Annotated in this window: 18 protein-coding genes; 6 read left to right on the top strand and 12 right to left on the bottom strand. The window is 65.7% G+C overall.

All coding sequences use genetic code 11. The features are described from left to right. Positions 1-55 precede the first annotated feature (55 nt). Positions 56-1,225: a M20 aminoacylase family protein gene (locus tag QO014_RS08030; RefSeq protein ID WP_266348161.1), complete on the top strand. Its 1,170-nt coding sequence runs from the start codon at positions 56-58 to the stop codon at positions 1,223-1,225. A gap of 13 nt (positions 1,226-1,238) precedes the next feature. Here the strand turns inward: QO014_RS08030 and QO014_RS08025 are convergent, their stop codons facing one another. Further along, positions 1,239-2,234: a TerC family protein gene (locus QO014_RS08025; RefSeq protein ID WP_370877118.1), complete on the bottom strand. Its 996-nt coding sequence runs from the start codon at positions 2,232-2,234 to the stop codon at positions 1,239-1,241. A gap of 276 nt (positions 2,235-2,510) precedes the next feature. Here QO014_RS08025 and ilvD point away from each other — a divergent pair, with 276 nt between their 5' ends. Continuing rightward, complete coding sequence (gene ilvD / locus QO014_RS08020) at positions 2,511-4,361, top strand: dihydroxy-acid dehydratase (protein WP_266348159.1); 1,851 nt, start codon at positions 2,511-2,513, stop codon at positions 4,359-4,361. A 64-nt stretch (positions 4,362-4,425) separates the two neighbouring features. Here ilvD and QO014_RS08015 read toward each other — a convergent pair whose 3' ends face one another. After that, on the bottom strand, positions 4,426-5,010 hold the full coding sequence (locus QO014_RS08015; protein WP_266348158.1) for a glutathione S-transferase C-terminal domain-containing protein: 585 nt from the start codon (positions 5,008-5,010) through the stop codon (positions 4,426-4,428). Positions 5,011-5,131: 121 nt separating this feature from the next. Between QO014_RS08015 and QO014_RS08010 the strand changes: the two genes are divergently transcribed. Beyond that, positions 5,132-5,497, top strand: coding sequence for a winged helix-turn-helix transcriptional regulator (locus tag QO014_RS08010; protein ID WP_266348157.1), 366 nt, complete (start codon positions 5,132-5,134; stop codon positions 5,495-5,497). 244 nt (positions 5,498-5,741) lie between these two features. Next, positions 5,742-6,776, top strand: coding sequence for a MerR family transcriptional regulator (locus QO014_RS08005; protein ID WP_266348156.1), 1,035 nt, complete (start codon positions 5,742-5,744; stop codon positions 6,774-6,776). 19 nt (positions 6,777-6,795) lie between these two features. Here the strand turns inward: QO014_RS08005 and QO014_RS08000 are convergent, their stop codons facing one another. Both QO014_RS08000 and QO014_RS07995 read right to left on the bottom strand, forming a co-directional pair. Continuing rightward, positions 6,796-8,298, bottom strand: coding sequence for a M48 family metalloprotease (locus QO014_RS08000; protein WP_266348155.1), 1,503 nt, complete (start codon positions 8,296-8,298; stop codon positions 6,796-6,798). Beyond that, positions 8,298-9,104, bottom strand: coding sequence for a thermonuclease family protein (locus QO014_RS07995; protein WP_266348154.1), 807 nt, complete (start codon positions 9,102-9,104; stop codon positions 8,298-8,300). The genes QO014_RS08000 and QO014_RS07995 overlap by 1 nt, the downstream gene beginning before the upstream one ends. A gap of 275 nt (positions 9,105-9,379) precedes the next feature. On the opposite strand from QO014_RS07995, the gene QO014_RS07990 reads away from it, so the two are divergent. Further along, positions 9,380-9,889 carry a heme-degrading domain-containing protein gene (locus QO014_RS07990; protein WP_266348153.1) on the top strand — a complete coding sequence of 170 codons (510 nt, stop codon included), beginning with the start codon at positions 9,380-9,382 and terminating at the stop codon, positions 9,887-9,889. A gap of 10 nt (positions 9,890-9,899) precedes the next feature. On the opposite strand, the gene QO014_RS07985 is transcribed toward QO014_RS07990, so the two are convergent. The 6 genes from QO014_RS07985 to QO014_RS07960 all read right to left on the bottom strand — a co-directional run bounded on the left by QO014_RS07985 (position 9,900) and on the right by QO014_RS07960 (position 17,845). Beyond that, entirely contained in the window at positions 9,900-10,766 is an 867-nt protein-coding gene (locus QO014_RS07985) for an RNA polymerase factor sigma-32 (RefSeq protein ID WP_266348152.1), read from the bottom strand. A gap of 345 nt (positions 10,767-11,111) precedes the next feature. Continuing rightward, positions 11,112-11,708, bottom strand: a complete 597-nt coding sequence (locus QO014_RS07980; protein WP_266348151.1) for a CarD family transcriptional regulator — start codon at positions 11,706-11,708, stop codon at positions 11,112-11,114. Positions 11,709-12,149: 441 nt separating this feature from the next. Continuing rightward, entirely contained in the window at positions 12,150-12,488 is a 339-nt protein-coding gene (gene fdxA / locus QO014_RS07975; RefSeq protein WP_266348150.1) for a ferredoxin FdxA, read from the bottom strand. 117 nt (positions 12,489-12,605) lie between these two features. Then, complete coding sequence (locus QO014_RS07970; RefSeq protein WP_266348149.1) at positions 12,606-13,010, bottom strand: RNA-binding S4 domain-containing protein; 405 nt, start codon at positions 13,008-13,010, stop codon at positions 12,606-12,608. Positions 13,011-13,038: 28 nt separating this feature from the next. Then, entirely contained in the window at positions 13,039-16,413 is a 3,375-nt protein-coding gene (locus QO014_RS07965; RefSeq protein ID WP_266348148.1) for a helicase-related protein, read from the bottom strand. Positions 16,414-16,993: 580 nt separating this feature from the next. Continuing rightward, entirely contained in the window at positions 16,994-17,845 is an 852-nt protein-coding gene (locus QO014_RS07960) for a DUF3108 domain-containing protein (RefSeq protein ID WP_266348147.1), read from the bottom strand. 256 nt (positions 17,846-18,101) lie between these two features. Between QO014_RS07960 and rpmB the strand changes: the two genes are divergently transcribed. Next, positions 18,102-18,401, top strand: a complete 300-nt coding sequence (gene rpmB / locus QO014_RS07955) for a 50S ribosomal protein L28 (protein ID WP_266348609.1) — start codon at positions 18,102-18,104, stop codon at positions 18,399-18,401. Between the two features lie 75 nt (positions 18,402-18,476). On the opposite strand, the gene QO014_RS07950 is transcribed toward rpmB, so the two are convergent. Continuing rightward, positions 18,477-19,502: an esterase-like activity of phytase family protein gene (locus QO014_RS07950; RefSeq protein ID WP_266348146.1), complete on the bottom strand. Its 1,026-nt coding sequence runs from the start codon at positions 19,500-19,502 to the stop codon at positions 18,477-18,479. Next, positions 19,499-21,400 (bottom strand): cobaltochelatase subunit CobT, encoded by a 1,902-nt coding sequence (gene cobT / locus QO014_RS07945; RefSeq protein WP_266348145.1) that lies wholly within the window; start codon positions 21,398-21,400, stop codon positions 19,499-19,501. The genes QO014_RS07950 and cobT overlap by 4 nt, the downstream gene beginning before the upstream one ends. Positions 21,401-21,446: the final 46 nt, after the last annotated feature.

Genomic DNA, 21,446 nt, shown 5'->3' with positions numbered 1-21,446 from the left:
TTTTGTTGCGGTGCAGCTAGACTGGCTGCTTCCGTCGCGTTGTCAGGGGGTCACGATGCCGATCATCAACCGTCTCGCCGAATATCAGGACGATGTCGTCGCCTGGCGGCATGATCTGCATCGCCATCCCGAGCTGCTCTACGAAGTGCACCGCACGGCCGCGACCGTCGCCGAACGGCTGAAGGAGTTCGGCGTCGACGAGATCGTGACCGGCCTCGGCCGCACGGGCGTCGTCGGCGTGATCAAGGGCAGGCGGGGCACCGGCGGCAAGACCATCGGGCTCAGGGCCGACATGGATGCGCTGCCGATCCAGGAGATCACAGGCAAGCCCTATGCCTCGACCGTTCCGGGCAAGATGCACGCCTGCGGCCATGACGGCCACACCGCCATGCTGCTCGGCGCGGCGCGCTACCTGGCCGAGACGCGCAATTTCGACGGTACGGCGGTGGTCATCTTCCAGCCGGCCGAAGAGGGCGGCGGCGGTGGCCTCGCCATGGTCGAAGACGGGCTGATGGAGCGCTTCGGCATTGACGAGGTCTATGGCATGCACAACATGCCCGGCCTTGATCTCGGCCATTTCGCGATCCGCACCGGCCCGATCATGGCCGCGACCGACGAGTTCAATTTCGACATTCGCGGGATCGGCGGCCATGCCGCCAAGCCGCACCTGACCATCGATACGGTCGTGGTTGGCGCGCAGCTGGTTCAGGCGATGCAGACGATCGTCTCGCGCTCGGTCGATCCGCTCGAATCGGTCGTCGTCTCTGTGACGAAGTTCCATGCCGGCGACGCGCACAACATCATCCCCGAGACCGCCCGGCTCGGTGGCACGGTCCGCACGCTGACGACGGAGATGCGGGACCTCGCCGAGGCGCGCATCCGCGCGATCGCCGCCGGCGTCGCGGCGACCTTCGGCGCCACGATCGAGGTCGATTACGACCGCAACTATCCGGTCACGCGCAACCATGTGAAGGAAACGGGCTTCGCGGCCCGCGTGGCCTCCGCCATCGTCGGCGCCGATCGCGTCGACACCGAGGCGGCGCCGATGATGGGTGGCGAGGATTTCTCCTACATGCTGGAGAAGCGGCCCGGCGCCTTCATCTTCGTCGGCAATGGCGCCAGCGCCGGGCTGCACAACCCATCCTATGACTTCAACGACGACGTGATCCCGTTCGGTTCGTCCTATCTGGCGAAGCTGGTCGAGACGGCGCTCGAGCCGGCCTGACGCGCGGCCGTCCTCACGCGGAGCGATGAGGCTTCGCGTGGTTTTCGACAGGGTCGTTGCGCGTCTTCCAGAGCGAGACGATGACGCCGCCGGCGAGCAGGGCCATGGTCAGGCCGAGCGAGATGGCGGACGGGACGGGTCCGACGAGATGGGCCCAGAAGATCTTGGCGCCGACCGCGACCAGCACCAGCGCCAGCGCATATTTCAGATAATGGAAGCGGTGAACGGCGGCGGCGAGCGCGAAATAGAGCGCGCGCAGGCCGAGGATCGCGAAGATATTGCTCGTATAGACGATGTAGGGGTCGGTCGTGATGGCGAAGACCGCCGGCACGCTGTCGACCGCGAACACGATGTCGGCGATCTCGATCGTGATCAGCGCCAGGAAAAGCGGCGTCGCGACCAGCTTCATCGCGCCCGTGCCGGGCTCCGGCTGGCGCACGAAGAACTTGTGGCCGTGCAGGGCGGGCGTCACCGGCACGATGCGCCGCACGAAGCGGATGATCTTGCTCTCTTCCAGGTTCATCGGCTCGTCGCCGGCGAACAGCATCTTGATGCCGGTGAAGACGAGGAAGGCGCCGAAGACGTAGAGGATCCAGGCGAAGTTCGAGATCAGTGCCGCGCCGAGGCCGATCATGATCGCGCGCAGGATCACCACGCCGACAATGCCCCAGAACAGCACGCGATGCTGGTAGGCGCGCGGGATCGCGAACGTGCCGAAGATCAGCGAGATGACGAAGATGTTGTCGAGCGCGAGGCTCTTCTCGACCACGAAGCCGGTCAGGTAGTTCATGCCGGAGACCGGTCCCTGGCTGAACCAGATCCAGGCGCCGAAGAGCAGCGCCACGCCGATATAGAAGGCCGAGAAGATCAGGCTTCGCTTGATGCCGATCTCGTGGTCGCCGCGATTGGCGATGCCGAGGTCGAAGGCCAGCAGGGCGATGATGACGACGAAGAAAATGGCCCAGGCGCCAACCGGCTGCCCGAGAAAATCGGTCGCGAAAAAAGAGATCATATCCATGGAACGAGCACACTGTCGCCGGGCCTGTGGGCTCTAAGGGTCCGACATCACGGTGGGCGACACACCGCCAGAGGGGCCCGGACCCCGCTCGTCCGCTTAAGCTGGCGCAACTCGTCCCCCGTTTCAAGGGCCGCGCCTAAGCGAAATTTTCTCGACTTTATTGGCATTGTGGTGCAACGAAACCTATCTTCACGCCCCTAGCCTTTCCGGATATGCCGGAGGGGCCGCGTTCCCGTTGTGGAGCGCTCGCCACCATGCGAGGTTCACATGCCTGCTTACCGTTCCCGCACCACCACTCACGGCCGCAACATGGCCGGTGCCCGCGGCCTTTGGCGCGCCACCGGCATGAAGGATGGGGATTTCGGCAAGCCGATTATTGCGGTGGTGAACTCGTTCACGCAGTTCGTGCCGGGCCATGTCCATCTGAAGGATCTGGGCCAGCTCGTCGCGCATGAGATCGAGCAGGCGGGCGGCGTCGCCAAGGAGTTCAACACGATCGCCGTCGATGACGGCATCGCGATGGGCCATGACGGCATGCTCTATTCGCTGCCCTCGCGCGAGATCATCGCCGACAGCGTCGAATACATGGTCAATGCGCATTGCGCCGATGCGATGGTCTGCATCTCCAATTGCGACAAGATCACCCCCGGCATGCTGATGGCGTCGCTGCGCCTCAACATCCCGACGATCTTCGTCTCGGGCGGTCCGATGGAGGCCGGCAAGGTCGTCATGCACGGTAAGAAGGTCGCGCTCGACCTGGTCGATGCCATGGTCGCCGCGGCCGACGACAAGGTCTCGGACGAGGACGTCGCCGTCATCGAGCGCTCGGCCTGCCCGACCTGCGGCTCCTGCTCGGGCATGTTCACGGCGAATTCGATGAACTGCCTGACCGAGGCGCTCGGCCTGTCGCTGCCCGGCAATGGCTCGACGCTCGCGACCCATTCCGATCGCAAGCGCCTCTTCGTCGAGGCCGGCCACCAGATCGTCGACATCACGCGCCGCTATTACGAGCAGGACGATGAGAGCGTGCTGCCGCGCAACGTCGCCTCCTTCGGCGCGTTCGAAAATGCGATGACGCTCGATATCGCCATGGGCGGCTCGACCAATACCGTGCTGCACATCCTCGCAGCGGCGCATGAAGCCGAGATCGATTTCAATCTCGACGATATCGACCGCCTGTCGCGCCGCGTGCCGGTCATTTCCAAGGTCGCGCCCGCCAAGCAGGACGTGCACATGGAAGACGTCCACCGCGCCGGCGGCATCATGGCGATCCTGGGCGAGCTCGCCCGCGCCGACCTGCTGAACACGGAGCTGCCGACGGTTCACTCCTCCACGCTGGCCGAGGCGCTGGCGCGCTGGGATATCCGCCAGACCAATTCCGAGAGCGTGCGCGAATTCTTCCGTGCAGCGCCGGGCGGCGTGCCGACCCAGGTGGCGTTCAGCCAGAGCGCGCGCTGGGAAGAGCTGGATCTCGACCGTGAAAAGGGCGCGATCCGCGACGTGCCGCACGCCTTCTCGAAGGATGGCGGCCTGGCCGTGCTGAAGGGCAATCTGGCGCCGAACGGCTCGGTCGTGAAGACGGCCGGTGTCGACGAATCGATCCTGAAGTTCACCGGCCCCGCCGTCATCTTCGAGAGCCAGGACGACGCCGTGCACGGCATCCTGAACAAGAAGGTGAAAGAGGGCGACGTCGTCATCATCCGCTATGAAGGGCCGAAGGGTGGTCCCGGCATGCAGGAGATGCTCTATCCGACGAGCTATCTGAAGTCGCGCGGGCTCGGCAAGGCCTGCGCGCTGATCACCGATGGCCGCTTCTCCGGCGGCACGTCGGGCCTTTCCATCGGCCATGTCGCTCCCGAGGCGGCTTCGGGCGGCGCGATCGGCCTGGTCGAGGAAGGCGATACGATCGAGATCGATATCCCGAACCGCTCGATGCGTATCGTGATCTCCGATGAGGAGCTGGCGGCGCGCCGTGCGGCGATGGAGGCCAAGGGCAAGGCTGCCTGGAAGCCCGCCAAGCCGCGCAAGCGCAACGTCACGACCGCGCTCAGGGCCTATGCCGCCATGGCGACCAGCGCCGATCGTGGCGCCGTGCGCGATGTGACGCAGGTGGAGTAGGCCTCTTCGAAGGCACGCCGCGCCCGGTCTCGCGCCGGGCCGGCGGTCTTCATGCCCGCTCCGATCAGAGGGCGAGTCCTTCCTCCGCGAAAGCGCGGACGACCGAGGGCCGCAGCTTCAGTCGCGCGAAGTAGCGGTTGAGGCGCTCCGGTAGCGTCACGCCGCTGCGTGGCGCCACCATCAGAACCCAGAAGAGATAGCAATCAGCGATCGTCAGCTGATCGCCGAACAGGAAGGGCTGGTCGCCGAGCTGGTCCTCGAGAATCGCGAAGCTCTTCGCGAGCTTCTGCCGCGCGCGCGCCTTCTCCACTTCGGGAAAATCCTTGAAGAAGGGAAGATAGGCCGGGTGGATCTCCGAGGACATGAAGGCCAGCGCTTCCAGCACGCGCCAGCGGCCGATGCCCTCCGGCAGCAGGCGACCGCTCGCCTCGGCGATATAGGCCAGGATGACCTGGTTTTCCGTTAGGATCGTCCCGTCGTCGAGCTCCAGCGCGGGAATGTAGCCCTTGGGATTGATCGCCAGGAAATCGCGGCCATCGGCGGTCTTCTTGCCATGGTCGATGCTGACGAGGTCATAGGCGAGTTTGGTCTCGATCAGCGCGATATGATCGGCGAGGCTGCAGGCCGCCGGGAAATAGATCAGCTTCATCGTGGTCTCCGCGGGACCGGTTTCGAGGCGATCGCCCGGAAGCACGGTCAGGATTGTTGACCACGGCCATTTATGGGACCAGAGAACTCTCGTCAAAAGCATATGTTGGGGAGCAGGGCAGATGGATGTGACCGCAAAGCCCGGCGGCGACTGTCGCGCGGTCGGCGAGATCCTGAGCCGGGTCGGCGATAAATGGACAATCCAGGTGGTCGTTGCGCTCCGGGCCGGGCCGCGGCGCTTCAACGCCATCAAGCGCGACGTGAACGGCATTTCGCAGCAGATGCTGACCCGGACGCTGAAGGCGCTGGAACGCGACGGCATGGTGGCGCGCACCGTGCGGCCGAGCACGCCGCCACAGGTCGAGTATGACTTGACGCCGCTCGGCCATTCGCTGTCGGCGACCGTGCATCAGCTCGCGGAATGGGCCGCGCGGCACCGGGCCGAGATCGAAGGGCACAGGCTTCGTCACGACGCCGCCGGCCCCTGACCGCGGGAGGCCAGCGGGAGAGCGGAACGCCGCTCCCGCTCCCGCTGCGACGATCTTCACCGTCTCGCCCACTGCCGGCAATCCGTCGACGGGCTTGATGTCGTTCAGTACGAGGAAGGGATCGCGCGGCCGATTGCGCAAGACGCGCTTCGCTCGACCTTGACCCGGCCCTTGACCTGGCCCTTGACCTGGCCCTTGGGGCCGCCCCGATAAGGGATGCGGTTGGTCAATGGCGAGGTGATTCGTGAGCTCTTCCGCGCAATTCCTGAATCCGTCCGAAGCCGCAAGGCGGCTCGGCGTTTCCACCAAGGCCCTGCGGCTCTACGAGGAGCGCGGCCTGCTTACGCCTGTTCGTACGGCGGCAGGCTGGCGCGCCTACGGGCCGGAGGAGCTCGCCCGCGCCGCCGAGATCGCGGCCCTGCGCTCGCTCGGCCTCAGCCTCGCCGAGGTTGGGCGCGTGCTGGATGGCGATCCCCGATCCCTCGAACCCGCGCTCGCCACGCATGAGGCCGCGCTGCAGGCGCAGGTGGTCAGGCTCGGCGAGACGATCGCGCGTGTTCGCGCGCTCCGCGGCGAGATCGCCGACGGCAAGGCGCCCGCGATGGAGGACCTGTCGCGGCTGCTGGACCCTGCCGGCCGGACCAGCGTCGCATTCGACCTGCCCTGGCCGTGGGGCGGCGAGCGCTTCGAACTCCGGGACCTCAGGCCGATCACCTACATCATCGGCCCGCTGGGCAGCGGCAAGACGAGGCTGGCGCAGCGCCTCGCCGAGACCTTGCCGAACGCGGCCTATCTCGGGCTGGAGCGACTTTCCGATGACGGCGCCACGGCGCGGGCGACGCTCGATGCCGATCCGACACTGAGGCGGCGGGTCGAGCATCGCCTGGCGCTGCTGGTCGATGAGGGCGCGACGGTATCGCCGGCGCTCGTCGCCCTGCTGGTCGGGCTCGAACGGGAGGGGCCGGCCAGCTTGGTCATCGACATGGTGGAGGATGGGCTGGAGCAGGCGACGCAGGAAGCCCTGATCGCCCATCTCCGCCGCCAGGCGCCGGTCGGACGGCCGCTGATCCTGATGACCCGCTCCCGCGCGATCCTCGATCTCGAGGCGGTCGGCGTCAATGAGGCGATCATTCTCTGCCCCGCCAATCACGCGCCGCCGAGCCTTGTCGATCCCTATCCGGGCGCGCCGGGATACGAGGCCGTCGCGACATGCCTCGCATGGCCGGAGGTGCGGGCGCGGACGGCGGGCGTCATTGCGTGGCGGGCCCAGCCGGCATAGGGCGGCCCGCCATACGGCTTCAGTCGTGGACGATCTTCACCTTCTCGCCAATGGCGGGAAGGCCGGCGCCGGGCTTGATGTCGTTCAGGACGAGGAAGAGATCACGCGGCCGGTCGACGCCCTGCATGCGCGCCGCCATGGTGTCGACCGTGTCGCCCGGCTGGACCGTGACGATGCGGATGCGGAGCGGCTGCAGCGAGGCGGCTTCCTGCGGCGTCAGCTTGCGGAAGCTCTGCACCGTGGCCGCCGTGGCCTTTTCGAGCCCGGGCGTATCGCTCTCATTGGCGAAGATGAAGCGATAGGTCGCGGCGTCGCCCGCGCGGATCACCGCGATGCGGAACACCCAGCCCTTGGCCTGGGCGCGGGCGGAGACCGCTTCGAGCCCGTTGACGGTGAACGTCCTGATCGATGCCTTGTCGAGCCCGTTGACCCAGCCGGAAGCGAGGTAATCGGTGAGCGAGGTGCCGGGCGGCAGGTTGGCGCCGTCGAAGCGCAGCGCCGTGCCGTCGGGGCCGGTCGCGAGCACGGCGTCGGAGGTATTGTCGAGCACGAAGCCATCCGGCACGGCGAAGCCGACGCCGAGGCTCGGATGCAGGAACAGCTTGCCGCGCACGAAGCCCTGCGACGGGTCATCGCCATAGACGATGCCGTCTATGCCCATCAGATAGCGGTCCCGGTCGACCTCGCCAATGCCCGGCGCGCCGAACTGGCGGGCGGCGCGGACGGCGAATTCAACGCGCTGCGGCGTCGCGGGATGGGTGGCGAGGAAGTCCGGCTGCTTGTCCTGCAGCGTGCCGGCGGATTTATAGGCCGCGTAGCGCCCCATCTGATCGAGGAAGCGGGCGGCGGCGAAGGGATCATAGCCGGCCTTGCCGATGGTGCGCACGCCGATCGCGTCGGCCTCCAGCTCCTGCTGCTGCGAGAAGGCGGCAAGCGTGCGCTGGCTCGAGGCGAGCGCGAGCTGGCCGGCATCGTCGTTCTGCAGCACGTCGGTGACGACGCGGCTGACGATCATGGCGGCGCGCGCCTTCTCCTGGCGCTGCATGGCGTGGTTGGCGGTCACATGGCCCATCTCGTGCGAGATGACGGCCGCGACCTCGGAACTGTCGTTGGCGAGCGCCAGCAGCCCGCGCGTCACATAGAGATAGCCGCCCGGCAGCGCGAAGGCGTTGACCGAGGGGCTGTTCAGGATGGTGATGCGATAGGATTGCGAGGGATCGTCCGAGGCGGCAACGGCGCGGCCGACAATGCGGGCCAGCGTCTTCTCGAGCTTGTCGTCATGATAGACGCCGCCGAAATTGGCGACGATGCGCGGATGTTCCTCCGCGCCGATCTTGGCCTGGACGGGATCGACGGGCGCCGGATTGGCCGCGCCGGCGACGGTCTGCGGCGGGCCATAGGTTCCTTCGAGCGTGGTCGTGCATCCGGCGAGCACGAGGCTCGCCAGCACCAGGATGATCCGTCCGAACCGGCTCCGGTCCGCGTTCCGGGGCACTGCGCCCACGGCACCGATGTCCGCCATCACTCTCCGTCATCCAACAGTTCGAGCTGCTCGGGATGTGTGACCCGCATGCTCGCGCCGTCGTGGCTCTCGATCCAGCCGCGCAGCCGAACCCGTCTTCCCATCAATGTGCCGACGTCCAGCCCCTCTGCCGTCAGCGTCTCAGTTGCTTCCTTCGATAGCACGGCGGTGAAATCCGTCGCCCAGTCGCGCCCGAAATCGAGATAGACGATCGGGCCGCGCTCGCCGACGGAAAAAACCGTTCCTTCAACCAAATCATATACGTCGTGTTCGGTTGCAAGGGCCTGGTCGGTGGCCGCGCGGATGGCGTAGTACGGATCGCTCCAGACGCCAAGCCCCGATTTGCGGGCTTCCCGCTCGGCGTTCATCAATGCGCCGAGGCATTGCCGGTTATCGGGGAAGGAATAGACCCGCGCGAAGCCCTGATCCAGCATGGCGCGCTGCAGCCAGATTTCCTCGCTATCCTCAGGGAGCACCGTGACCTGACCGAGCGCGCGGCCATAACGGTCGCGCCGCGTGCCGCCATAGCGCACGATCGCCGGCTGTCCGAGCGCCAGCCTCTCCAGCGCCGCCTTCGCCTCGGCCGCCAGCGGCCATGCGGCGAAGTCGGGGCGGTCGAGCGGCAGCTTCGGCGCCTGGATGCCGATCAGGCGCACCTCGATGCCCGTGTCGAGCTTCACCGTGTCGCCATCGACGACCGAGGCCACGACGCCCGTTTCGCCGTCGACGAGCGCGCAACTCGTCCCGCCGATGAGATGCTCTTCCGCCATGGTTTCGCCCTTGGCCGAAGCAGTCGCGTCGGCCATCAAGATTGCGACAAAAACCATGACGATGGCGATCGCGTGGCGATGCCCACGGACGGCTGGTCGGATGCTCGGCGGTCTGGTCGCGGCAGGCATTGGCGTGATCGTCGCATTCTCCCGCTTGCGTTGAAAGGGGCGGAAACGGCCCCGCGCCGATTTCCGCATCGCTCGCGCCTCAAGGGGCGCAGCCTGTCGGTTCCCGGCACGATTGACCTTGCCGGGCCCAGATGCGATGCCAGACGGCGAACCGGGCCATTGTCGTGACAATCGAGGGCGTGATGAGCGAAGACCAGAACCTGCTGCAGGATTTGCTGGATCAGGAGAAGCGGCTCGTCTTCGACCGCTTCGACAACGACATCGCCATCCTGCTCGGCACGCGGATCGTCGAGCGCGCGCGTCAGGAAAAACTCGCCATCGTGGTCGATATCGCCCGCGGCGACCAGCGCCTGTTCTATTGCGCGCTCGCCGGCACATCGGCCGACAACGAATTCTGGGTCGCCGGCAAGAAGGCCGTGGTGCGCCGCTTCGGTCATTCGTCCTTCTATATCGGCCAGCGCGCGCGCCTGCGCGGGGTGGATTTCGCCGCGAGCGCGCTGGTCGATCCCGCGCTCTTCCGCGCCCATGGCGGCTGCTTCCCGATCAATGTCGCCGGTGTTGGCATGGTCGGCACGGCGACCGTTTCGGGCTTGCCGCAGGCGGACGATCACAAGCTCGTCGTGAGCGTCATCGAGGATTTGCTGGCCGAACTCGGGCAGGGCGAGCCCCGCGCCGAGGTCTGGACGGCCTGAGGCTCGAGCCTCAGACGAAATTCGCCCGGTCGGGATGCTCGCGCAGCAGCGCGACGCGCAGCTTCTCGATCGCGCGGTTCTCGATCTGGCGCACGCGTTCCTTGGAGATGCCGAGCGTCTCGCCCAGCGCTTCCAGCGTCGCGCCGTCTTCGCGCAGCCGCCGCTCCCGCAGGATCCGCGCCTCGCGCGCCGACAAGATCGACATGGCGTCCCTGAGCCATGACAGCCGCCGCTCGCCATCGATCGCCTCGCCGACCATCTGGTCCGGCAGCGGGCCGTCATCGACCAGGAAATCCTGCCGGTCGGAGGCCGAGCTGTCGGCGTCGTGCATCGGCGCGTTGAGCGAGGTGTCGGATCCCGACAGCCGCGCATCCATCATCGCGACATCGTCGCTCGAAACGCCGATCGTCAGCGCGATCTGCTGGTAGATCTGGTGGTTGGGCACCGCCTCCGTGCCCTGGGTCAGCTTGGCGCGCAGCCGGCGCAGGTTGAAGAACAGCGCCTTCTGCGCCGAGCTCGTGCCGCCGCGCACGATCGACCAGTTGCGCAGGATGTAATCCTGGATCGAGGCGCGGATCCACCAGGTGGCATAGGTCGAGAAGCGCACGTCGCGATCCGGCTCGAAGCGGGCGGCCGCCTCGAGCAGGCCGACATGGCCCTCCTGGATCAGGTCGCCCATGGGCAGGCCGAAATGGCGGAAACGCGAAGCGAGCGCGATCACCAGTCGCATATGCGAGGCGGTCAGCCGGTGCAGAGCCGCCTGGTCGTGTACGTCGCGCCAGCGAACGGCCAGATCGCGTTCTTCCTCGCGCTCCAGATAGGGTGCCTGCATGGCCGCCTTGATGAACTGACGACCGGATATTGCCGATGTGCCCATGGTACTCCCCCTCCTTCAAGTGGTGACATGAAGTTCACGCAAGAGGTACCGGCGAGCCTACGCGAAGGTTGCAGAACGGCTCGACACATTGCCGTGATGCACTGCAACGAAGCCGTGATCGGCGCGTGCGCAAAATGGGAGGAGAGGCGATCTGATCGCCGATCCAACAAGGGGGAATGACGCAAGGGTAGTGCGCCAGCGCCGAACGACAAGACCCGATGGCCTGGGCAGAGAGCAAGATTGGGGTGGCAGGGCAGGGCGGACACAAAAAAACGCCCGGCGCGGGGCCGGGCGTTTTTTTGAACCTCTCAGATCCGCCATGAAGCGGATCTGCGGGCGAAGGCCTTATGCGGCCTCGTCATGCGTTTCGTCGTCGCCATCCTCGGCTTCGGCCTCGACCACGGCTTCATCCTTGCCGCCGCGCCGCGGGCTCTTGGCGAGGTTCTGCTCGATCTGGCGCACGGCCTCGGTCTCGGAGATCTCGCTCACCGCCGCGATTTCGCGCGACATGCGGTCGAGAGCCGCCTCATAGAGCTGGCGCTCGCTATAGGACTGCTCGGGCTGGCTGTCGGAGCGATAGAGATCGCGCACGACTTCCGAAATCGCGATCAGGTCGCCCGAATTGATCTTCGCTTCGTATTCCTGGGCCCGGCGGCTCCACATGGTGCGCTTGACGCGGGCGCGGCCACGGATCGTCTCGAGGGCTTTCTTGACAGTCGCGGCGTCGGACAGCTTGCGCATGCCAACCGAGTTCGCCTTGGCGACCGGGACACGCAGCTTCATCTTGTCCTTCTCGAACGCGATCACGAACAGTTCGAGCTTGATGCCGGCCACTTCCTGTTCCTCGATGCCGACGATCTCGCCAACACCGTGCGCCGGATAGACGATATGCTCGCCGGCCTTGAAATCGGAACGCTGAGTGGTCTTCTTCAGTGCGGCCATACGCGTATTAACTCCGTTAGGGTGACGGTCCCGGCTCGCCTAAGCCTGAGGCCGGATATCGACGAACCCCGTCCTATCCACCACTCCAGCGAACGCGCCGGCGCCGGGACGCGAAATCCCGGAGGCGAACCGGCAGGCTCGCTCGCTCATCATGTCAGCCGATGGGAAAATCGCTTGCACGATCAGGTGGTCACGCGCGCGGCAAACCTCAATGACGACCAGTCGCCGGCGCGCTCATATGTCGCGCCTTGACGCCTAATCGTTCAAATATTGAGGGCTGATCACGAACCAAACACCAAACGGGGTGCGGCGATGCCGTAAGTTTTTACCGACTGTGTTGGGTATATATCACAAAATACCCGGAAAACAAAGCTTTACGATTACGGCAAGGCGGATATCGCCCTGCAGCATCATTCAGTCGGACTCTGCGGCGTCGCGATATCAGTCGCCGGTGCCGGGCTCCGGCGAGAAATGCGCCTCGAGCTTGTTGGCCACGCCGTCAAACTCGGCAGCCTCCGGCAGGGGCTCCTTGCGGACGGTAATGTTCGGCCATTTCTCGGCATATTCGGCGTTGAGCTTCAGCCACTTCTCGAGGCCCGGCTCGGTATCCGGCTTGATCGCCTCGGCGGGGCATTCCGGCTCGCACACGCCGCAATCAATGCATTCGTCGGGGTGGATGACGAGCATGTTGTCGCCCTCGTAGAAGCAGTCCACCGGACATACTTCGACGCAATCCGTGTACTTGCAGCGGATGCAGTTGTCGGTCACGACATAGGGCACGGCAGTCTCCTCGGGCGGGCACGATCATGTCCCGGGCAGAGCGTTGGCGTAAACGGTTTGGGAATGAGGTGCAAGGATTCGGGATGCCGCAGTTTGGCGATCCGCCGAACGGTTTGCTCAGTCTTCCCCATCATCGGAAAAATCGTCCTCGCTGAAGGGCGAAGACGCAGAATTGAACGCATCGATCGCCCGACGGTCCCGTTTCGTCGGCCTCGGGCCGCCGGATTGCGGCGTGTCGACCGGCGGCTTTGGCGGCGTCAGATCCTCATAGAGGCGCTGCGCTTCCGGCGCCGGACCACGGCGCGTGCCGGGATCGAGGATCTTGACGACACGAACCTGGCGTTCGAGCGCCACGGTCAGCACATCGCCGGGCTTCACGGGACGGCTGGGCGCATCGATCTTCTCGCGATTGATGCGGACCCCGCCGGACTGGACGAGCTTCTGGGCAATCGTCCGTGTCCTGCAGAGGCGGGCATACCAGAGCCATTTGTCGATCCGCTGGCGGCCCGTCTCCTCGTTCATCGCGTCTCCCGGCCGTCTTCGCCGTGTCCTATCCGCCGCGCTTCTTGGCCTCGAGATCGGCCTTCAGGGCCGCGAGTGCCGCAAAGGGCGAATTCGGATCGATCGGACGCTCGCGCCGCGGCTCCTCGCGGCGCGGCGGTTGCGCCTGCTGGTTGCGGTGATCGCCCGGACGGTCCTGATTGCGGCGGTCCGGCCGATCGCCGTGCGGGCGGTCATGCCGCTGGCCGCGATCCTCGCGCCGGTCCTGACCACCTTGCGGGCGGTCCTGACGCGGACGATCCTGATGCGGCCTATCCTGGCCATCGCGCTGCGGCGGACGGCCGTGACGGCGGCCCTGGCGCTGCTGCTCGCCATCATTGCGGCGCGCTTCGCCATCGGCCGGCTGCGCGGCCTCCGCGGCGGCGCCGGCTGCCGGCTGGCGGCCACCGCGACGATCATGACGCTCGCGCTGCGGCGGGCGGCGATCGAAGCGGCCGGGACGCCAGACGTCGATCATGACCGGCTCGGCCGGCGTCTCGACAGCGGTCGTCTCCGTGACGATGGTCTCGGTGATCACTTCGACGACGGTCGTCGTCTCGCCGGCTTCAGCCGTCGCGCTCGTCTCGTCCGCCTCGGTCACTTCCACGGCCTCGTCGATGGCCACGGTCTCGGCGGCTTCGTCGATGGCCTCCGATGCGGCGGTGTCGGCAATGGCCTCTGCCGCTTCCGTCTCGTCGAAGGCGACGGCCTCCGTCGTTTCGGCGATGGCTTCGGCAACCGCCTCGTCCTCGACCGGCGTTTCGACCGGAACACTCTCCAGCACATCGATCACCGGCTCGGCGGTGATCGTCTCCTCGGCGAGTGCAGTCTCTTCGGCGCTCTCGACCGTCTCGGTAACGGTCGTGCTGGCGGTTACCGGCGCGGGGGCCGGCACGGCGGCGATCGGGGCCGCCTTTGGCGGGGCCGGGCGGCGATCGAGGCGATAGCCGAGCGATTTCAGCACGCCGGCGAAATCTTCGCCCGAGCAGCCGAGCAGCGACGTCATCGAGACCGTGACGGTGAAGCCATTGCCATCGACGGCGCCATCCGGCGGAACGAGATTGTCGGAGGTCGGCTTCCAGGCGATCAGCGGACGGATGATATCGGCGAGGCGCTCGAGAATATCGAGGCGCACGGCCCGATTGCCGGCGATCCGGTAGCCGACGACGCGATAGAGCTGGCGGGCGAAAGTCGGGTCGACCAGGATGGTTGTGCGGCCCGAAGCGGAGAGCTGCGGCAGCTCGGCGAGGCCGGGCGTGTCGAGGCCCTGGTTCTTCAGAGCCCAGAGCAGCGCGTTGAGCGCGCTCGGGGCCGGCTTCAGCAGCGCCGGCACATAGACGTGATACGCGCCGAAGCGGACGCCGAGCTTCCTGAGGCCCGCACGCGATTCCTGGTCGAGCGCCTTCAACTCGTCCGAGACCTCCGAGCGATCGAGCACGCCCTGTCCCTCGACGATGCGGAAGGCGATGCCGCGCGCCGGCGCCGTCAGCTCGACACCCGAGAGGAGATCAAAGAGCGGCTTCAGCAGCGTCTCGACATGGCTCTTCAGCCAGAGATCGACACGGTCCTGCACGCGCTCGCGCGACGGGCCCGTCAGGCTTTCATCGGCGAGCAAGATCAGCCGCGGCTTCAGATATTCATCCGTCGACACGATCTTGGCGACCGGGGCGCCGAGCCAGCGCAGCGTGCCATCGACCGAAAGGACGAATTCGGGATTGGGAGCCTTGCCGATCTTCTCGGCGCGGCGTTCGATTTCTCCGGCCAGCGCCTTGTGGGCGACGGCGGCAATGGCCTTGGCGTCGGGTCCGTCGGCCTTGGGATCAGGCGTGAAGCGGAAACCCTGCAGGCTTCCGACATGCTGTCCCTCGACCAGCACGTCGCCGGAGGTCGTGATTTCTGCTTCAAGCATGGCGTTTTCTCTAAGCCGCTTCATCAGGACGCTGGTGCGCCGATCCACGAAACGCTGGGTCAGCCTTTCATGAAGCGCATCCGAAAGACGATCCTCTATCGCGCGCGTGCGCTCCTGCCAATGGCGAGGATCAGAAAGCCAGTTCGGACGATTCGCCGCGAATGTCCATGTTCGAATGTGGGCGATGCGATTTGCGAGCGTATCGATGTCGCCATCGGTACGGTCGGCGAAGGCGATCTGGCGGGCAAACCAGTCGTCCGGCACAGCACCGTCGCGCGCCACGAAAGTGAAGATCTCGCCGACCAGCTCGGCGTGGTTCGCCGGTGCGATACGACGATAATCGGGAATCTGGCAGATATCCCAGAGCAGCGCAACCCGCTCCTGCCCCTTGGCGAGATCGCGTATCCCACTGTCGCGATTGACGATTTCGAGCACTGTCACGTCCTCGGACGGCGGCGCCTTGGAAAGCCCCTCGACTTCGGGCGGCCGGTCGAGGCTCAAGCGCAGCGCGTCGATCGAGCGAAAATCGAGCGCGCGGTTGCGCCATTGCAGCGTGCGGACGGGCGAAAAATGATGCCCTTCCAGCGCCTCGATCAGTTCGTCCTCGAACGGATCGACCTGTCCCGTCACGCCGAACGTTCCGTCGCGAAGATGGCGTCCGGCGCGTCCGGCGATTTGTCCGAATTCCGAGCCGGTCAGGCGGCGATATTGGTAGCCATCATATTTTCGCTCCTGCGCGAAGGCGACATGGTCGACGTCCAGGTTCAGTCCCATGCCGATCGCATCGGTGGCGACGAGGAAATCGACGTCGCCGGACTGGAAGAGTTCGACCTGCGCATTGCGCGTGCGCGGCGAGAGCGAGCCGAGCACGACGGCGGCGCCGCCGCGCTGGCGGCGGATCAGCTCGGCGATCGCATAGACTTCATCGGCCGAAAACGCCACGACGGCCGAGCGGCGGGGCAGGCGGGTGATCTTCTTCGAGCCGGAATAGGTCAGCATCGACATGCGCGGCCGCGTGACGACGTTCACGCCCGGCAGCAGCTTTTCGATGATTCCGCGCATTGTCGCGGCGCCGAGCAGCAATGTCTCGTCGCGTCCGCGCAGGTTGAGCAGGCGATCGGTGAAGACATGGCCGCGTTCAAGATCGCCGGCGAGCTGGATCTCGTCGATCGCCAGGAAAGAGGCGGTCGTCTCCGACGGCAGCGCCTCGACCGTGCAAACCCGGTAGCGCGGGTTGGCGGGGATGATCTTCTCCTCGCCCGTGATCAGCGCGACCGCTTCGGTCCCGACCCGCGCAACGACCCGTCCATAGACTTCGCGCGCCAGCAGCCTGAGCGGCAGGCCGATGACGCCGCTGGAATGGGCCAGCATGCGTTCTATGGCGAGATGTGTCTTGCCGGTATTGGTCGGCCCCAACACGGCGGTGACGTTGCGCCCACCGGCGCCAGCGCCCCGCAGTCTCGATAATTCCGTCATCTCGCGGGCGGTCTCACAGTCCCTGACATATCTGGGAGGCCCTTTCTGTATCACGACGAAACAAAGGGGGCCGATTTTTTTGCACTGCGCCGTTTCGTCTTAACAACCGGAACGAGTCTGGAACAAACGATGTCCGAATCGCTGACTCGCATCCCTTCGCGTTCTGTTCACGGCCACATATGTGGTGCGGGCGGCGGCAAAACACCAAGCGAACGCAAAATTCGATGCGCAAAGGCAGCGATCTGGTTCGAATATTAACGCGCGAGGCAACGGGAATTGCCTGTCGACGTGGTTAGTGAAGGGTGAAGATGTGGCGAGGCTCTGGCGCGCTCGCCCTTAACAAAGCGGCCGAACGCGGAACGGAGCATGGACGAATCGCTCGATTCGATTCGTTCCGCTTTCGTGCCCGCCGCTATTGGGGGCTCGATTGGCCCGGGACACTATAGGCAGTGTCGCTGGCGGCTTCAGCATGGAATGCAGGGGCGCCGTCGGCACTCCCCGCCTTAACCATTGCCCGCCATCTGTCCTGCTTCGGCACAATCGCGGCGATCGTGCGCTTTCGGTTCGGAGCCGGCGGATCTCACTCCGCCGAGGCGCGCTGGGTCGATCCCTGGCCGACAAAACGCGAGGCGTGGATCGTCAGGATACCGACTTCGGTTCCGATCTGCATGCGGAAGGGCATCAGCACGCCCAGCTCCTCGACCGGCGCGAACCAGACCTCCAGGTCCTTGTTCTGCTCCATGAATTGGACCGCCTCGAGGGTCGGGCGGTGGCCGGCCAGCGCGATATAGCGCGCGCCGCACACCGTGACCGGGCCGGAATAGGAGCCGTTCTCGCCGCGAACCTCGGCGGTCGACTTGTAGAACAGCTTGACGTCGAAGCGCTGCCATCCGTCGAAGACGGGTATGGAGCGATTGCAGGCCGCGCTCATATGGTCCTTGTCGAGCGGAACGATCATTGCCGATAGTGGATCGAGAATATTGTGCTTGTGCCGCGGCAGGATCGGAACGCGATCAGCCTTTTTCATCAATGGCGGCAGGGCGGCGACGGAAACGATATTGCCCGCGTTCATGCGCATGTTGACATTGCTGCTCATGCGGCCGTTTTCGGTGGTGTCGAGGTAGTAGTCATTCGGCAGCAGTTTAGTGCCGCTGATCCGCCCGCTGCTCTTCAGGAGACCCGTTCCGTCCGAGACGAAACGGCTGACGCCGCTGGTCGATCCGCGCACCGTGACGGTATATTCCGAGCGATCGACGATCGTGTCGAGCTTGAAGCGCCCGATGGTCAGCCCGCCCAGCAGGATGTTGTAGCTGGCCTCCAGCGATCCATTGGGGATCGTCTGGGGACGAGCCTCGGCTGATGCTGTCGCAAGGCCAAGAAGTGCTGCGAGGCCCGTTCGCATCAGGAGGCGTGAAGGTCGGATCCGGTTCATGGAGTGGTCCCGTCGAATGCCGTTCGCCGTTGTCATGTCATTAACCATAGTCGCCGAACGTCTCGAAAGTGTTACCTTCGCCACCAAATTTGCGGATCGGAAGCCATTTGGCGCGCTTTCCTCGCCCCGCGATCGCCCGGAAAGCTTGACGGCCCGGTCTTCGGTGACTAAGAGATGGCCCAACTTTTTCCAATACCCCTGCCGTGATGACTGCCGAACCCGGCGCGCTGCGGCGGAAAAGAAGGATGTCTGTCTCATGTCCCGTGTGTGCGAACTGACCGGCAAGGCTGTCATGACTGGCAACACCGTCAGCCATGCCAACAACAAGTCCCGTCGTCGGTACCTGCCGAATCTTCTCAACGTCACCCTGATGAGCGACGTTCTCGGTCAGAGCTTCAAGCTGCGCGTCAGCGCCAATGGCCTGCGTTCGGTTGAGCATCGCGGCGGTCTCGACGCGTTCCTGGTCAAGGCCTCTGCAGATGAGCTTTCGCTGCGCGCCCGTATCCTGAAGCGCAAGATTGCCCAGAAGATCGAGGCAGCTGCCGTCGCAGCCTGATCGAGTTCTTCAAGACCTTTTGCAGCGGCCGCCTTCGGGCGGCCGTTGTCGTTTGTGGGATGGCAACCGCTTCGGTCAGTTCGAGACGGTGCTGCCCGGACCCTGCCAGATGAATTCCAGCATCAGCGTTCGCTGCATGATGCTGAGATTGTCGTCCGAGACGAGGGTGATGCGGGTCGCGCCGTCGGCGTCGCGGCTTACGGCGAGGCCCTCCATATTGTCGATCTGGTTCAGCATGTCGGCCTGCATGGCGATGGGGCCGTCGACCAGCGCGCCGGGCCTGATCTGATTGCCGGGAATGCGCCGAAGCCGCATGCCGACGCCGATCGGCATGATGACGCGCCGCTCCAGCAGCAGAAGATCGCCATTCGGCAGGAAGGCGCCGTCGGTTATGTCGAAATCATCGCTTCGGACGACCGAGAATGCACCGGCGAGCGGACCGTTGACGATCCAGGCCCGGTGATTGCCCGATTTGTCGAGCGAGCGCTCCGAGACCAGCACAGGGGAGCCGGCCAGCGGGCCCTTGGCGGGCGCCAGCGCGATCGTCTCCAGCCCGCGATTGCTGACGAGCCCCTTCAGCGAGGACGGCAGCTTGACCTTTTGCGGACGCGCCGAGGCGAGATCGGGATCGGCGCGATAGAGGCGGAGATCGTTGCTGCGTTCAAACGACACATAGGCCGCTTCGCGCCCGTTGATCGTCGTCAGGCGCAGGCCTTCTGCGTCGGCGTTCCGCTTGGAGCCGAGCGGCTGACCCTTGTCGTTGAGCATCGGCGCCCATTGCGCATCGGCGATCCCGACCAGCTTGCCGCCTTCGCGCAGCAGCGTGCCGCGAAACCAATAGCCCATGTCGGAAACCGAGACGAAGCTGTGGCCGTCCGGCTTGATACCGAGCCCGGAGAGCCCGCCAAACTTGCGGTTCTGCGACGTCAGGACCAACCCGCCGGCAAATTCGAATTCGCCGAAGCGGGTGGCGTTGCGGCCGATCAGAAAATTGCCGATCGGCGTGGTACGCAAAGGCTCCGGCGCGAAGCCGGAGGGGAACGCCGCTCCGACCGAGGCGATCAGCAGCAATCCGGCAATCGCGCCGCGCAGGCGCTTCATCGAGCGGACGCTCTCCGGCGTGGCGCCGCGCGCGCCGGGGCCGATGACTTCTCGTCGAAGAGTTCGGCGAGCTTGTCGGTCATCGCACCGGCAAGCTCTTCCGCATCGACGATCGTTACCGCACGGCGATAATAGCGCGTGACATCGTGGCCGATGCCGATCGCGATCAGTTCGACCGGCGAGCGCGTCTCGATATCCTCGATCACGGCACGCAGGTGCCGTTCGAGATAATTGCCGGTGTTCACGGACAGCGTCGAATCGTCGACCGGCGCGCCATCGGAAATCATCATCAGGATCTTGCGCTGCTCGGAGCGCGCGAGCAGCCGCTCATGCGCCCAGGCGAGCGCCTCGCCGTCGATGTTTTCCTTCAGCAGTCCTTCGCGCATCATCAGGCCGAGATTGCGCCGCGCGCGCCGCCAGGGTGCGTCGGCCGCCTTGTAGATGATGTGGCGCAGATCGTTGAGCCGGCCCGGCGCTGCCGGCTTGCCAGCCTGCAACCAGGCTTCGCGCGATTGTCCGCCCTTCCAGGCGCGGGTCGTGAAGCCGAGGATCTCGACCTTGACGCCGCAGCGCTCGAGCGTGCGTGCGAGAATGTCGGCGCAGGTCGCGGCCACGGTGATAGGCCGGCCGCGCATCGAGCCGGAATTATCGAGCAGCAGCGTCACGACCGTGTCGCGGAAATCCGTGTCCTTCTCGATCTTGAAGGAAAGCGGCTGCATCGGGTCCGTCACGACGCGGTGGAGCCGCGCCGGATCGAGCATGCCTTCCTCGCGGTCGAAATCCCAGCTGCGGTTCTGCTGCGCCATCAGCCGGCGCTGGAGCCGGTTGGCGAGCCGTCCCACCGCGCCCTGGAGATTGGCGAGCTGTTTGTCGAGGAAACTCCTGAGGCGATCGAGCTCGGCCGCGTCGCAGAGATCCTCGGCCTTGATGATCTCGTCGAAGCGCGTGGTGAAGGCCTTGTAGTCGACATTGGGGCCATGGTTCGAATAGGGGCTATCGGGCCGCTTGGCCTCGCCCGCGTCGCGCGCATCCTCGGCGTCCTCGCCTTCGGATTCGTCCTCGGCGCCGGCCTCGGTCGTCTCGGTCTCGCCCGATTCGGCCTCATCGCCCGTGGCGTCGGATTCCTCCGAAGCCTCGCTTTCGGCCTGCTCCGCCTGCTCGGACTGGTTCTCCTGCTCGGAGCCCGAATCCTCGGAGGCGTCGCCCTTCTCGTCATTATCGTCTTCGTCGCCACCGCCGAGCTCATCGGCCATTTCGAGCGAGGCAAGCAGCGAACGAACGGCCGAAGCGAAGCGCTTCTGGTCGCCGAGCGTCGTCGAGAGCTTGTCGAAACTGTCGCCCGCGCGCTCCTCGATCCAATCGCGCCAGAGATCGACGATCTTGGCACCGGATTCGGGCGGCTTCTGCCCAGTCAGCTTCTCGCGCAGCAGCAGCGATACGGCGTCTTCGAGCGGCGCTTCCGAGCGCTCGGTGATTTCGTGGAAATTGCCGCGGTGGTAGCGGTCTTCGAGCATGGCGGCCAGATTGCCGGCGACGCCATCCATGCGACGGGCGCCAATCGCCTCCACGCGGGCCTGCTCGACAGCGTCGAAAACCGCGCGCGCGTTCTTGCCTTCCGGCGCGACGGTCCGATGCAGCGCGGTATCGTGGCAGGCGAGGCGCAGCGCCATGGAATCGCCGAGGCCGCGCGTGATGGCGATTTCGTTCGCGGTCGGCTTGCGACCGGGCTCAGGCAGGCGCGCCCGCAGACCGGTCAGTACGGGCCGGTCGTTGGAGAACGTGACTTCGAGGTCCGGCTTGCCGGAGATCGCCCGCACGCAGCCTGCGACGGCCCGCTTGAAGGGCTCTGTCGCAGGCTCGCCGGGCTTCTGTCTCGGATCGCTATTGCTGCCGCTCATGGTTCTTTCCTTCTCCCTTTCCCGCTTGCGGGAAAGGGCGCCGGTC

Origin of the sequence: Kaistia dalseonensis (genome assembly GCF_030814715.1) — a bacterium.
GTDB lineage: Bacteria > Pseudomonadota > Alphaproteobacteria > Rhizobiales > Kaistiaceae > Kaistia > Kaistia dalseonensis.
Note: the sequence above shows the minus strand (reverse complement) of the source record. Positions and strands in the feature narration are given on the sequence as shown.